This window comes from Gordonia sp. SMJS1 (assembly GCF_029866425.1).
Classification (GTDB): domain Bacteria; phylum Actinomycetota; class Actinomycetes; order Mycobacteriales; family Mycobacteriaceae; genus Gordonia; species Gordonia hongkongensis.
Genome location: NZ_CP123381.1, coordinates 2,676,819 through 2,691,297, shown reverse-complemented (window position 1 = coordinate 2,691,297; position 14,479 = coordinate 2,676,819). Strand labels below are relative to the sequence as shown.

The 14,479-nt window shown below is 55.7% G+C and carries 9 protein-coding genes; 3 read left to right on the top strand and 6 right to left on the bottom strand.

Features of this window, described 5'->3' with window-relative positions; all coding sequences use genetic code 11:
• Window positions 1-259 precede the first annotated feature (259 nt).
• Both QAD21_RS12235 and QAD21_RS12230 read left to right on the top strand, forming a co-directional pair.
• Window positions 260-1,666: a VWA domain-containing protein gene (locus QAD21_RS12235; protein WP_280359556.1), complete on the top strand. Its 1,407-nt coding sequence runs from the start codon at window positions 260-262 to the stop codon at window positions 1,664-1,666.
• Window positions 1,667-1,696: 30 nt separating this feature from the next.
• Window positions 1,697-2,065 (top strand): ADP-ribosylglycohydrolase family protein, encoded by a 369-nt coding sequence (locus QAD21_RS12230; protein WP_348534519.1) that lies wholly within the window; start codon window positions 1,697-1,699, stop codon window positions 2,063-2,065.
• Window positions 2,066-2,275: 210 nt separating this feature from the next.
• Here the strand turns inward: QAD21_RS12230 and QAD21_RS12225 are convergent, their stop codons facing one another.
• Window positions 2,276-2,695: a very short patch repair endonuclease gene (locus QAD21_RS12225; protein ID WP_280359554.1), complete on the bottom strand. Its 420-nt coding sequence runs from the start codon at window positions 2,693-2,695 to the stop codon at window positions 2,276-2,278.
• Window positions 2,696-2,758: 63 nt separating this feature from the next.
• Between QAD21_RS12225 and dcm the strand changes: the two genes are divergently transcribed.
• Complete coding sequence (dcm, locus tag QAD21_RS12220) at window positions 2,759-4,720, top strand: DNA (cytosine-5-)-methyltransferase (RefSeq protein ID WP_280359552.1); 1,962 nt, start codon at window positions 2,759-2,761, stop codon at window positions 4,718-4,720.
• A 483-nt stretch (window positions 4,721-5,203) separates the two neighbouring features.
• On the opposite strand, the gene QAD21_RS12215 is transcribed toward dcm, so the two are convergent.
• The 5 genes from QAD21_RS12215 to QAD21_RS12195 all read right to left on the bottom strand — a co-directional run bounded on the left by QAD21_RS12215 (window position 5,204) and on the right by QAD21_RS12195 (window position 14,195).
• Window positions 5,204-6,508, bottom strand: coding sequence for an ATP-binding protein (locus QAD21_RS12215; RefSeq protein WP_280359550.1), 1,305 nt, complete (start codon window positions 6,506-6,508; stop codon window positions 5,204-5,206).
• A gap of 421 nt (window positions 6,509-6,929) precedes the next feature.
• On the bottom strand, window positions 6,930-8,999 hold the full coding sequence (locus QAD21_RS12210) for an AIPR family protein (protein WP_280359548.1): 2,070 nt from the start codon (window positions 8,997-8,999) through the stop codon (window positions 6,930-6,932).
• Between the two features lie 38 nt (window positions 9,000-9,037).
• Entirely contained in the window at window positions 9,038-10,000 is a 963-nt protein-coding gene (locus QAD21_RS12205; protein WP_280359547.1) for a PD-(D/E)XK motif protein, read from the bottom strand.
• Window positions 9,990-12,746, bottom strand: coding sequence for a Z1 domain-containing protein (locus tag QAD21_RS12200; protein WP_280359545.1), 2,757 nt, complete (start codon window positions 12,744-12,746; stop codon window positions 9,990-9,992). The genes QAD21_RS12205 and QAD21_RS12200 overlap by 11 nt, the downstream gene beginning before the upstream one ends.
• The gene (locus QAD21_RS12195) at window positions 12,747-14,195 is read right to left on the bottom strand and encodes an ATP-binding protein (protein WP_280359543.1); all 1,449 of its coding nucleotides are present in this window, start codon (window positions 14,193-14,195) and stop codon (window positions 12,747-12,749) included.
• Window positions 14,196-14,479 lie beyond the last annotated feature (284 nt).

Here is a 14,479-nt window from a genome sequence, read left to right as displayed (position 1 = left end):
TCATCCCTTCTCCGCTGCACAGGCCCGCCCGCGGTCCGCTCGGGCATCAGGGGCAGCCTATGTTCGATCGCACCAACCTCACGCGGATTCGCGGACACCAACGGGCTGGTCTGCGGAAGGCAACGCCCGCCCCGAGGATTCGGGACGCTACCGCGAGTTGGGGCACGTTGGCCCCGCGGATGTCAGAACAGTGCGGCGTCATCCCGCATCCCCGAGGCCGACCGAAATTGTCAGTGGTCGATGCGATCATCAGTGAGTCATGAGGGGTTCTCGCCCCAGATCTACGTTCGCTGTCAAATGCCTTACCGCTGTCGTTCTCTCGCACCACGAGCAGCGTCGTCGCATACGGCCCCGATGGCGACCTGATCGAGGCGGGTTGGAGGAAGGAAGACGGATGAAACTCTCTGCTGCGCTCGATGTCGAGGTCGTCGCCCACGAAGCCGCCGACGAGGTGACCGTGCTGCTCGAACTGCAGGCACCGGCCGGTCCCGTCACGGACCGAACACCCACAGCGTTCCAGGTCGTGCTCGACCGGAGCGGGTCGATGTCCGGCGCCCCACTCGCCGGCGCACAGAAAGCGCTCGCGAGCGTGGTCGCCCAACTCGACCCGACCGATGTGTTCGGGCTGGTCACCTTCGACGACGCGGCCGACGTCGTGGTCCCCGCCGGTCCACTCACAGACAAGCAGCGCGCGACCGATGCCATTGCTCGCATCGACGCCGGGGGCCTCACCGACATGTCATCCGGTTACCTACGCGCTCTGCAAGAGCTGCGACGCGGAACTACCACGGCAGGTATTCGAGGCGGGACCGTGCTCATCGTCAGCGATGGTCACGTGAATCAAGGCATTCAAGACGTCGACGCCCTCGCCGGCGTCACCGCGAAAGCCGCCGCTGACGGCATCGTCACCTCGACGCTCGGCTACGGCCGCGGGTACGACGAGACGCTGCTCTCCGCGATGGCGAAGGCAGGCAACGGGAATCACATCTTCGCCGACGACCCGGATGCCGCTGGGGCGGCAATCGCTGGTGAGGTGGACGGGTTGCTGGCCAAATCGGCTCAGGCCGTCACCCTGACCGTGCGTTTCGTACCGCAGGTGCAGAAGCTGGCCCTGTACAACGATCTTCCGGTCCACCAGACCGCTGAGCGCGAGTTGATGATCGAGCTCGGTGACCTGCATGCGCTGGAGCAGCGGAAGCTGCTGCTGCGGATGAAGGTCGACGGGCTCGCCGCGCTCGGGGTCACACAGGTCGCCGACCTGGAGTTGCGCTACGTCGAGACGGCCACGCTGACCGAGCACACGGTCACGCTGCCCATCTCGGTCAACGTGGTGCCGGGCGATGAGCTGGGTGATCGGATACCCGATCCAAAGGTGCAGTCCGAAAAGCTCTACCAAGAAGGTCAGGCCGAGAAACTCAGGGCGTCGCAGGCCTTCGAGCGTGGAGACATCGAGGGTGGCGAGTCCGCGCTCGGTGTCGCTCGGGCGCGCCTGACGGAGGCCGCCTCATTCTGCCCGCCCGAGGACCGCGAGGCCATCGATGGGGAGGTTGGCGCGCTTGACGTGCTCGCTGCCGATGTCCGTACGACGGGGGCCGGTTACGTGTCCAAGGCGACCCGCGACTCGTATCATCTCGCCAACCGGAAGCGTGGCCGGCGCCGGGACTGAGCTCGTCCTTGATGACATTGTCCCCAGGTTCTGCCCTCAACGCCGACGACTCACCGCGTCGAGCGCGACCGAACTCTTCACCAGGAGGAACGATATGCACCTCACCACCGCGCAACTCGACCGCGCGCAGGTGTTGTCCTCGGGACAGCCGCTGGTGATGGGCTCGGCGTTCCGTACAAGTTCGAGTCCCGCGTCCTGCGTGGTGACGAGGCGCCCCAGCTGCTCGGCGGAGGTCTAGACTATTTCGCTCCCGGCGAATGGAGCGACGACACGTCCATGGCGATGGCGATCGCCGACGTCGCGGCGACCGGTGCCGACCTCACCAGCGACGAGGCGCTCGACGCCATCGCCGACAACTTGGGCGTTGGATCGTTCCACGTGACCCGCTCAGTTCGATGATGCCGACTAGGACAGGTACGACTGTATTCCCGACCGAAGTTGAATCGTTCGTCAGCCGGCGCTATTCTCCGACTCGATTCCATGGCCGACGCCCATATGGACTCTGCGTCGGCGAAACAGCGACGTGCCACGTCAGACCGGTGGCGTCAGCCTCTGGTGCGAACGCCACTAACCCACAACCAGGCCATTAGTTCTCAGCCGCGAGGTGAATCAGCTTTTCTGAAGCTCATTCTCGATTCGGTTCACGATGTCGTCAGGCGACTCATGTTCCCAAAACCGGAGAACCCGCCACCCTTGGGCCTCAAGCAGCAGCGTTGCGCAGTCATCGCGCTGGCGGTTGCCTTCGAGCTTGTTCTGCCACCAGACCGAGTTCGACTTCGGGACGACGCAGTGCTCCGGGCACATGTGCCAGAAGCACCCATCGAGGAATACAACAACCTTCGCACGAGTCCAAACGATATCTCCACGGAAGCGGCGCCCAGGTACGAGGCCGCCGAGATCGACCCGGTACCGGTAGCCCCTCGCGTGCAGCGCACGCCTGACCGACAGCTCGACTTTCGTCCCTGTGGTCCGCTGCCGTTGCATCTGCCGTCTGACGACGTCACTCGGAGGATCGAGTTCGTCGCTCACTCGCATCACCACCTCCATCGAACGCCCGCGAACCATGTCCTAGCTGTGACCTATCCTAGGGGGGTGAGTTCAGCCGAAGAAGTGACGTCGTCGCAGGCATACGCCGTAAAGCAAGTTCGAGGTCCCTTCGTGAAGCTACCCCCGCACCCCCTAGCGGCTAGCACAGAACGAGACCTCGCGAGCCTCGCTCGTGGGTTCAGGAAACAGGGCCACCCACTGGCAGCCGACCTGTTCGCGGGTGCGGGAGGAATCAGCCTCGGCCTTGAGAGTGTCGGTTACAAAGTAATTCTCGGAGTGGATCACTTTAACTTCGCGGTCGACACGCACCACGCGCACTTCGCTGGCATGTCTCTCGACTGGGACCTCGCTGATCCTGAAAACGTTGAACGTGTCGCTCAACTGATCAAGTCGAATAAAGTTGAACTGCTTGCTGGTGGGCCTCCTTGCCAGCCATTCTCAAAAGCAGGACGATCGATGATCCGCTACCGTGTTCAGTCGGGGTTGAGAGACCCACACGATCAGCGAAGAGACCTATGGCGGTCCTTTCTCGAAGTTGTCCAGATCGCGAAGCCGCCTGCAGTCATCATGGAGAACGTTCCCGACATGGCACTCGATCGGGAGATGTTTATCTTTCGAAGCATTGTCGAAGAACTCGAACAAGAAGGCTACTCCGTCCAGTCGCGCGTTATTGAGTCGTGGCGGTATGGCGTACCACAAATGAGACAACGCCTAATTATTGTTGCAATTCATCAACAATATGAGTTCGAGTGGCCCAAAGATTCCACTCAGCGAGTCACTTTGTGGAATGCAATCGGCGAACTTCCCCCTGTCGAAGGTGGATGGCGACCAGACGGAGGCGCATCTGGGTGGGCAGACTATCCAGGACCGAGGACGAGATACCAACGCCTGATGCGTGCCCGCGTTCATCCATTAGAGAAATATAAAGTCTTTGACCACATCACTCGACCAGTTCGGGAAGATGACCGCGCGGCATTTGAGTCGATGACCCACAAGACAAAGTACACGGATCTGGCACCCGAACTACAGCGGTACCGAAAAGACATATTCGACGACAAGTACAAGAAACTCGACGAGAACGATCTAAGTCGAACGATTACGGCACATATCGCAAAAGACGGTTACTGGTATATTCATCCTCGCCAGGCTCGCACACTGACTATCCGTGAGGCAGCCAGGATTCAATCATTTCCAGATGATTTCAGATTCGCTGGCCCACCTTCGGCAGCGTTTAAGCAGATCGGCAATGCAGTCCCCCCGTTGGTCGGCAAGGCGATCGGTGGTGCAGTTAAAGAAGCGCTTAGAGCAAAGAAACCGTCGTCCTGGTCGACACGTGAGGTGTCTCGGTCCCTCTCGCTGTGGTTGCACTCGGATTCTCCGGAGCTGAGCACAGTACCTTGGCTAAGGTCCAAGGATCGATGGAAGATTGCTGTCGCAGAACTATTACTCGAACGTGCCTCCCAGACCGTCATACGGTCAGTCTGGCCTCTCATCTCGGCACAGCCCACGTTCGGTCCCGACCGCCTCCCCGATGACGAATTCTGCGCCATCCTCGACGATTTGCTTGCCGGATTCGGACGCCGAGCGCGTGTGCACAAGGTTACTACCTTGCACACGGAGATGAGGCGATCACCAGAGGCATTGTGGGAGGGAACAATTGATAGATCAAAATTGCCTTCGCTGCCGACCGCGATCGCAGATCTCGCCGAATTAGCTGCACCAACCGCCGAGAGCGAAGAACCTGTGTTGGTCACCAAGGGTGTGCTGAGGGCGGCATCGCGGGTTTTCGGAAACGATGTCGACAAACGTAATCGCCAGACGGACGGGCGGCTAGCGGTGGCACGCTTGGTAGGTATCGGGGCGCATTCGCGTCACGCGCACCTTGGACTTATCCGCCTTGCAAACGACCTGTGCACTGTCGAGGACCCGGCATGCGCAAGCTGCCCTCTGAAGGTCTGGTGTTCAGTAGGTAACGCCGCGAACGCTGGTAACGGATCAGAGTCGTAGTTCTGCTCGGGAGTAACGAACGCCGACCCCGCTAACAAAAGTACGGCCACGCCAATGACACAGTACGGCGAACGAGGCTCTTCCCGATGGCATGGTCCGTATTCACGGACTAGCACAAATGAGACGAAACGATCTGGACACGAGCGCACTGCGCAATTATCGCCAACCGGCGAAGGTAGCTAGTCTACTCCAAAACTCACCCCGCCGGAACATGACCGAGGGCACCGCACAATTGAGTGCGTGCGTGACCAAGGTGTTCTCGCTAACGAGTAGACGTGGCAGACTGGTGCGACGAATTGATTCAACTTAGCTGGTTCGAAGACTACTGTTGACAACCCATTAATCCTGCAGCCGCCGACGTAACCGCACTATTTGCGACGATAAGAAAGTACGCACCTACACCAAATCTCGATCTTTGCGGCGTACGCCTAGGCTTTAGACCTATCAGCTGCAAGCCGATTCAGTGTCGCCAAGGCCGGTACGCTATCTGAACCCCAAAGCGTCCGCGACGTCTGGGTTTTGTCGGCGGACCAAGTCAAGAATCGATTTGAGTGCGTCATAGTGCCCAGCTTGAACTGCCGCTGCCTTGAGTGCAAGGCCTAGTTCAGCTGCACTTGCGTTTCCAGATCGATCCATACTTTTCTGATCCGGTGCAGTTCCGGGTCGAGGGTCGTCGACCTCACGATCATCATTCTGTCGTCGATACGTGTGATCAGCCAGTATGCAAAGCTCACTAACCGGACGCTCAAGCATCTGCTTCAACTGACCCGGAATGGCGACTCGCATCTTGGCTACATTGATATTAAAGGCAGAATCCAGTTCATTACCGAAATCTAGGCTCGCCCGAGCAAGCTTTGTATGTTCGTCGATGCCACGCGTCCCAGCCCAGCTACCCCATTGAACTAGCCGATTTTCGCGATATATATACAGGCCCTGCTGCCTGTTCCAATTCAACGGACCGGCTGCCGCGTCAAACGCTTCTCTGGAACTAAATGTCCTTTTGCCGGGCAGTATGAAGCGGTTTAGCACGACGCTCCCAACCCCCTCGGAATGTTCAAGCTCGAACTCCTGTGGCGCCATCGCCTGAGTGGCAACCTCATGTCTCACGAATGGGTCCCAAGGATCGAGCTTCTCACCGTTCACGCTAATTGATAGTCGGTCGACGCCGTTCTCACCGGCCAAGAATCGATGAAATACCATGCTCAAGTGCGTGCGTGTCTTCTGGGTGAGGGTTTCGAAGCGACGCTTGGCCCAACCTCCGGTCGAACCCGAACTCGGAAGCACGCGATCAAGCTTCTGCCAGATGACGACCGTTCCCGACGCCGATCCGAGCAACTTCTCCGCTCTACGTACTGCATCGTCACGGGGGTCTTCGGTAATCACCCAGTCATCGCAACGTTCGACGAGGTCCAGATCGAGCGTACGCCGTACCGTGCGGCTGCGTTCCAAAGAGCGAGAGACAACCGTCAACGAACGCGCTTGAGATAGCGACGCCGTCTTTAGCCCCAGCCCGTACCGTCCCAAGTCTCCACCTTGGTACGACCGACGGGTTCCGAAACGGAGAGCCTCATTCGCGCTGATTCCTGTCATGCCTTGACCATTATCGGCGATCAGGACATACGAGTCATCCCCATCGAACTCGATCTCGATCGTGATCTCCCCGGCATCAGCGGCGACGCTGTTGTCAACGATGTCAGCGATCGCGCTCACAAAGTCGTAGCCGATGTCACGCAATGAGCGCGTGAGGCGTGCGGCAGACGGCGTCGCCTGGATAAGTGCCCTGGCCATGTACATCCCTCGTGTTGGTCGTAGCTCTGGTCACTAAGCTAGCTGTTGCCACCGACATCCCTTCATCTGACGCACCGACACGCCGAGGTGGCGCCAGACACCATAGTCCCTGTCCGAATCCGCTGGGCTAAGCCAGCGACGTCGAGGATGTGACAATCCCGTCGCGGTGCCGCATGATGCCGCAGACTGGGTCATCGTGCGGCAGACTGCGTCGCCTCACGCGTTGACTCGAGCAGACCTGCGTCATGCAGAATCACCACGGTACCCGGTCCGCTTCTCCAGGCCGGCAGCTTAGCCCCCCGGCCCGACTTACACTGACCTTGGAGTTACAACTAGAGGTCGACACGTGGCGGACGAGGGCGACGGTCGACACTAGAACCTTAGAGGCCACGTTCAAGCGCGAGAGTAATCCCCGAGGCTCTCACTCACGAAGACCAAAAGACCGCGCACGCTCGAGGAGCTCTAGCAGAACCTTACTCTGCAGCTCCGACGGTATAGTCCCGCTCACCTTCTTCTGCACGATCGACAGCTCCTTAGCCGTCCCGAATGATCTCTCCACAGCCAAGTCCTTCACTGCCCTCCAAGTAGTATCAGGGACCTCCATCACCTGCACTTGGGCCATGATCCCAGAGTCGACTTTCTGGGCCCGGCGAGCCTCGCGCTCTTTAGAAACTGCCTGAGATTTCGCTTCCAGCTGATTCCTGAATTCAGGATTCAGCTCGATACTAAGCCCTCTCACCTGCTCCCAACAGGCTTCCTTCTTCGCCCACTCCGTAACGTTCTGAACTGGGCGATTCGAAGAAGTGAGAACACCCAACACTCTGTGCGCAATGCGTAGTCCCTCCTCACGAAAGACATCGTCGGTATCCTGGGCAGTCCATATCCTCAGCAAATCCAGTTGCGACCCAGAGAACTGTCGCGCGATATCATGCACAATCTTCGAAATCGTATACGCCACAATATTTGCAAGGTAGCCTTTCTCGTACCACGAGGCTCTCGAAACCTCTCGTCTCAACGAATTATAGATAATACCCATCGAAACAAGACGTTTGAAATACAACTCGTTAATCAAATCGGGTTCATTCGACCAAATCTTGGACACCTCATCAGCGAAAACGACAAAGTTCTTCTGAGCGCCAGAACTCACAACGTGGGGCTTCATTGAGAAACAAACAGCATACTTCGCAGCATCTGTCTTTGTCACGACTTGGTTGCGCGGAAATTCCGCGTCAAACCGCTTTTGTGCTGCCTTAGTGAGACGCGAACGCTCACTTTGATACTGACCGCGGGTACGTTCGTAGAACCATTTAGTCTGGACATGCACGCCAGCAACGGCTGGAGCAAGAATCCGACGTGAAATATCCTCCAAGCGAACATGAAAAGGACTGCTCGAGAAGAAATCAACCTCACTGACCTTGTTCTGACTGTTTGCGTACCGAGAAATATTCGACACCACGTCCTCGGCTGTCGACGGGTCAACCACCACCAGTTTCATCTGAACGTAGACTGAGCCGAGATCAACGTCTTTAGTGTCCCTTCGTGTATAGAAGAGAGACGCGGTTGTCTGACCGCCATTGACGATCTGTAGGTCACGAATCGAGTTGATACATGGCGCACTGGATGTGTCATTTGAAGTCTTCACATGCGTCGCTGTAGCCGTCACACCGTTGTTGTAAGCAAGGAACATACTTGGTTCGGACAGAACCGTAGTTCGGATACCCTTGTTGACTTTACCCTTCGTACTCAGGAACGAACGCACGTTACTCTCGAGCAGTCGACTGCCGTATTCTTGATAAAGGTCGGCGAGAAGCGACCCAGGAAGAGCCGCGAGGTAGGTGGTGAACTGATCATTCTCGCCCACGAACCGCAACGCTGGGAGGCCACTGGGTAACCAGGTCGTCAGATCAATATCGAGAGCCGCGCGCGCGCCTAGGGACTCCTGAAGTTGGTGAAACCGATCAATATCCCAGAGATGATACTCGACGGGAGTACCCGATATCTCCTCGTTGGTGATCGAAGTCGCTCGCCCACCCAGCCTCATATCAGTAAGCAGGTAAAGCCGGTACCGGTTAGTTGAAGCACCCCTCCGCTTGATGTCGACAGCAACTTGATAGGACTCCGAGCTTTCTTCACGGTCTTGGAGAAACTTGCCGTCGAGCGACTCCACGAGAAAGTTCTTCAGTGCTGCCAGAGTCTTCCGAGCATCAGATGCAAGGATAGTCGGCATATCCGACAGATCTGCACCGGTTTCGTAGACTATCAAAGATGTTGTACCGTCGGAGACATCAAACGAGTAGCCATCGAGTCGCAGGCGGCGATTACGCGAACCGTATCCCTCGAAATGCAATACTGTAGGTTCGCTAAACTCGCCAGACTCTTCGAGTGCCTCGGTTAACTCTGCCAGCATTGCGGTCGAGAGAAAATCGTTGTCAATAGTGGCACGTAGCGAGCTCGCGTTAATAAGGCTCTGTCGGTAGTCACCAATATCCACGTCGTGCTCCTCTAGTACTCGACTGAGATGTTAAGGGTTTAGTGTTCGTAGTCGCGTATCGCATTGAGGTCCAAGCGATACGATACTCTTTCAATTCCCAACGGGATTGCGTCACGACCGATTCTTGGGAAGTCTTCGCAGACATGAAAACTGCGGGAAGCTTGGACCCGGAATACTACCCGCTCATAGTATGGGTCCGAGATGTCCACTGATAAAGCAGAAAGACGAGACCGAAACGCAGCCGAATAGACAACATCATCCGACAAGCTCGATTCGATTTGGGCCACCAACCTGCTTAGAGTCGTCCAGTTTTGATGATCTTCGGGGCTGTACTGGTCAACTTCTTGGTGAGCCAAAGAAATCAACACGAGGGACAAGTCATTATCATCGGACCATAGTTGTTCCGCAGACGAGATCGTTATGAATCGGGAACCCGGGTGCGTCGACTTGACCTCATACATCCGAAGGTCGGGGCCGAGAAAATCATGGGGGGCGCCTACCGGACCCACCCAAGAAGACACTACCGTCGCGGGGTTCGGATCAAGTTCCCCACTCATAAAGCCCCACCAAAGCTCGCCGAAAAGACCACGCATTCCATCGATGCCGAGTCGCGATGACTTGTTCTCCGCGAAGATCTGTCGCCAGTTGTCGAGGCGTACGACGAAAGTAGCCAACGCAGCTCCCTCGTCAATCACATTCTTAACAGAATGGAGAAGATCAGACAATAATGCCAAGAATACCTTTGAAAGACTTGCATCCAAAAGCGTCAGGGAGAGCGCCCATCGGTCATCGATCGTCCGTTTTCCAACCTGAACGTCAACCACTGACGATAAGTCGGTGATTAGTGGACGTTGATTGGACGTCACGATAACCAGTGGACGCCCCACCTCATCGGACCCGTAATAGGCGTTCAACGATGACTTGAGCTCAACAGGCCTCTGACTTCCAGGAATCGTGGCGATTAACCGGTCCCAAGCTGCCACCAATGTCTCAGACATCATCGTCTCCGAGCTCGTTGAGATACTCTGGGAACCAAGTCTCGATGGCGACGGAATTAATGACGTACTCGACATCACCCGAGCTATTTTTAACGTCAGTCGAGTCTCCTGGAATCGCCAGCTTCAGCGCGACGACAAAGTCGACGGATCTGAGCTTCTTGAAGACAGATTCTTCCGTCGAATCTTTCTCGACGGACCTCAGTGCATAAATGAGTATTGCAGGTCGAGGAAGAACTGGGTAGTAGATACTCTCGGGATACGAGATCTTCTCCATATCTGTACCCGGCTCTTTGGTCTGCCGAAATTCTTGCCGCACCTGCTCGATCGTGGCGTCTTCGTCGATAAGATTAATTAGATCATCGGCGCCCGCCAAGCGCGCGCTATTTCCACCCAGTCGTAGCTGCTGGTTCGGACCAACCGTGAATGATCGTCGAGGCGCATAGAACTCGGTACCCCCGATTCTGGTATGCGCATCGTCAGTTTTCGCGCCGTTTACCAGTACAACGTCCCAATACTGAAATCCCGGACTAGATGAGTTTCGGACAAACTTTCCGATCGCATTTTGCGAGAAGATCTCGTCCTGCGGGTGGATTGTAAAATTGTCGAGAAGGTCCGCTATGTAGTTCTTTGGCACGTGCGTCCATTTCGGGTACATACGTCGCGATTTCCCAAAGCTGATTTCGTCAGTATCCGTGAGGCGTCGAATAAAGGTGTCGACGGATCGAGAGTTACCCTGCAGAATTTCTTGATCAAACGAAAGCTTCGTCGTCTCGAGGCGTCTTGCGATTAGCGATATCTTCGTTGGTCTCGTCTCAGCAGAGCGCATCTTATTCTTCGCAGTAACTAGCAGAGCTCCCGGATGCTTGCGCACAGCCAGCCCGAAGTCTCGCGGTGTGAGGTTCTGTCGAAGCATCGTGCGCAAGTCTGTCCGCAACTCCTCCACCGACTCAAATACGAAACGGTAGTCGGCGGCAACTGCTGGATCGATCCATACGCGACAGAGGTCATGGTAACCGTCGCGATATCCAAACCAACGAGCCATCTGCAAGAGAGTGTCCGAAGCCTGGCTACTCCGGTAAAAGTAGCTGACGGTAAGACCGTCTAGCGTCAGACCTCGGCTTAGCACGTCTCCACCGACTGCGACAAGACGCTGTGGTCTGTCCCAAGTCATGTGGTTGTCCTCAAGGTTCTTGTCGGTATCCGAATTGAAGACCTGCACCCGGATATCAGACGATGAGGCCGCCAAGACGTCGAGCACTTCATTCCATGTGACCCCACAGTCCCCGTACTCTTTCGCAAAGACTCCTTCAAGCACCGATATGGTTGTGTTTGCACTCCCGCGCTTGTGCATGACGGAGTATAGTTCGATCGCGTTCTTAATACGGGCAATTTCGTCACTTACGAGTTCAAAGACTTGCTTCTGAACTGCCTTGAAACGAGATACGTTAACTAACATCGACCGTGGACGATTGTCATTGCGGAGATCTCGGATCGCGTTTGAAAGAACGAAGGCTTGGAGTGAATCGATAAGGCTGCGTGGCAACGCAGGAACTCGATAACTTGATTTGTGTTTTAGCGGAATATAGGTCTCCGCATCGGTCAGTTCGCGGACGTTTGTGGTGTTCTTCGCGTCAGTGGTGCCGAACGTCTCCTTGGAGCCGATGTAGTTGCTTGGTGCAGACAAGGAGTATATGAAGTCACGTGGGAATAGATCGTTATCAAATTCGTGATTAATAAATATGTTTGCGAACGGTGTTGCGGTGTAAGCAACATAGCTACTGCGCGAAAACTGATCAAGAATTTTTCTGATCGCAGCATTTATAGCAGTGGGGTCGTCTTCAGACTTTGTATTCACCGACGCATAGTCAGACTCATCATCAAGCAAGAGCAGTGGCGTGTCGAGTTGCTCGCCAGGGTTCGACTGCTCTGAGAGCCAACCCGCTAGAGCGTTCAGCACCCACTTGTTCTTCTTAACGACAAACACGTACGGATGTGCCGCGTCACGAGATATGGCGATTGAAGTAGCTTGTTTACTCTGTTTGGTGAAGTCTTGAGTAAGAGTCGTCATGCCATTAGCGTTCGCGATTGTGCGGTTGATTCGTCCAACACCGATTAGGCGGCTCTGTGGCGCAGTTCCGGCCCGATGGACCGATGCGCTTGAGTCACGTCCTATAAATGCCTCGTCGACACGGGTCTGCGTCTGCTGCCGTAGCGATTCTGTGTGCCCGGCCAAAACGATGATTAGTCTGTAACCAGCGTCTGCTGCTTTGTTGAAGAGCCCGAGGTAAGAGGCCGTCTTGCCCGATTGGACATCTCCGAGCACGAGTCCGCGACGCGCCCATGCTCCTGGTACGAGTGGATCGCCGACGAGGTCTAGTATGTCGTCAGTTAATTCGTCAAGGTTCTCGATCACTTTACTGGGCCACTTTTGTTGGCCCAAGAATTGTTTGTACGTTACCCAGCGATCCCATCGTATTTCGCGTCGACGTTCTGCCAACCAAGGAACATACTCGTGGGACTTGAGGACCACGCCACGTTCCATGCTTATGTTCAGCCGTTCGATCATGCGCGCGACGAGGTCGTCCCGCTCAGCGTCGGAGATACCTGCCGCAGCTACCGGTCTAAACGCCTCAACCGTGTCGATTAGTTCTTTCTCCGTATGAATTCCATCGCTAAGAGCGGCTGTGACCACCCGATCAAGCTGGTCGATCTGACTAGCGTTATCGTTTGTCTTCTCATCATTATTCATTTACCGTACCGCCTTAAGTAGGAAGTTCTCTGGGTCCGACAGCATGCTGAATGGCTCAACAAATGCAAAGATTCTCGCGAACTCTTCGGTTGACTTACCAATTTGTTTGAAAGCCTTCCATGCATCTTTGGCTAGGGTGACAAGACTGTCCTCCTCGCTTGAAGCTTGCTGGTGAATCTGGTCACTTGCGAGTCTGTTGAATGCGTCTTGTATCGGAAAGGTGGACTCAACCAACTCAAGCAAAAGTTCCATGTCCGCAGCAGATCCGCCGCGTATTGAGGTTTGGACTAGAGGGTGCTCTCGGTTAATTTCGTAACGAAATTCGTCGCGGTCCTCATACAAACTCCAGACAGGAACAAGCTTCGTGTCGTTGGTCTTCCGGCCTCGGTACTTGTGAGCACGTTCGCTGGGCTCGAGTGTTCGCTGCACTAGCCGCTTCAGCTGGCTACGTATTGCAGGAGGAGGCGTAGCTGTCGACTTCTTGATATCCAACGCCCAGAGGTGATCCAGACTGTTTGGAACGTCAACTTGGACTCTTGCGAGTCGCCCCATCTCGCTCTTGGGGGCAAGTCGAAACCACGTGCCCCATACGACAAGGCGAAGACCCCGATATATGTAAAATCCTTGGCTGTCGCGGAGACTGCCGGTATGTAGTCCGGCTAGTTCGCGGTCTTTCTTGGTCAATTTGTTGACAAAAGGCAACGTGTAAGACTGAACACGAACCGAAACCCCGTCTATCGATATTTTTTCAACTCGGCCATGTTGTGTTCTACGGTTCGTCTTTAAGAACGGATCGATGCGTGGAATTTGTCTGCCGTTGAAGAATATGGCTAAGTTTCTACCGTCTTCACCATCGATGTAGCGATGAAACACCAGCGCCAAATGGTTCTTGGTTCGAATTGCTGCGTCGTCTAGACTAGCGGGATCACTTCCCAAGGTGTCAATAAGAATATCAAGCTTCTGCCACAAGATCATGGTCCCGTGCTTTTTCGAAGTCAACTCTGAGACGTTGGGCAGCGATTCAATCTCGTCGGCGCTGTGTTTGATAACCGTCCATCTCTTTGTCTTCGCCAGCCTGTCGAGATCCCAGGTGTAGGCCGAAACCTTTCCACGACGTTTGGAAACCACGGTGAGCGATCTACATTGAGATAGAGACGCGGTCTTCAGCCCGAGGCCGAACCGGCCGAGGTCGTTCTGTTCCCTCTCTGCGGTTGCATTAGTGCTGGCCAGTTGCATAGCATTGAGAATGCCGGCCTCGGTCATGCCATCGCCATCGTCCACGATGGCAAGATGATCGGGCTGATCGGAGGTAAAGAAGATTTCGACATTGCCAGCGTTAGCGGTGACAGAATTGTCGACCAGGTCCGCGATTGCCGTCTCGATCGTGTACCCGACAGCGCGCATGGACTCCATCAGGCCAGGCTGTGGTGGCAGTTCAACTTCTGACATCGCAAAGTCCTTGATGAATTGGCGGAATGAGACCCATCATTGGGTTTCCTGTGTACCTGGCGACACCGACAACGTTGCATATCGCGCGGCGCTCGCTGAAGACAACCTGTGCAATCGCGTCACCGGCGGACTGTCCCCCGCTGCTGTGTGCTCATACCGCACTGGGAGCCGAGACGTGACCTCAATGCATCGCCGACCGGGATGTTGACGACTGACCGCCACACACTCGACGGACTTTGTCACCCCTACTTGTTGATCGATGATTGGTCATCTCGTCTCCGCAC

What these genes read in the sequence shown, in the direction of transcription:
- QAD21_RS12235 (WP_280359556.1), top strand. Translation starts at nt 260, where the DNA reads ATGAGGGGTTCTCGCCCCAGATCTACGTTCGCTGTCAAATGCCTTACC.
- QAD21_RS12200 (WP_280359545.1), bottom strand. Translation starts at nt 12,746, where the DNA reads ATGAATAATGATGAGAAGACAAACGATAACGCTAGTCAGATCGACCAG.
- QAD21_RS12215 (WP_280359550.1), bottom strand. Translation starts at nt 6,508, where the DNA reads ATGGCCAGGGCACTTATCCAGGCGACGCCGTCTGCCGCACGCCTCACG.
- QAD21_RS12205 (WP_280359547.1), bottom strand. Translation starts at nt 10,000, where the DNA reads ATGATGTCTGAGACATTGGTGGCAGCTTGGGACCGGTTAATCGCCACG.
- QAD21_RS12195 (WP_280359543.1), bottom strand. Translation starts at nt 14,195, where the DNA reads ATGTCAGAAGTTGAACTGCCACCACAGCCTGGCCTGATGGAGTCCATG.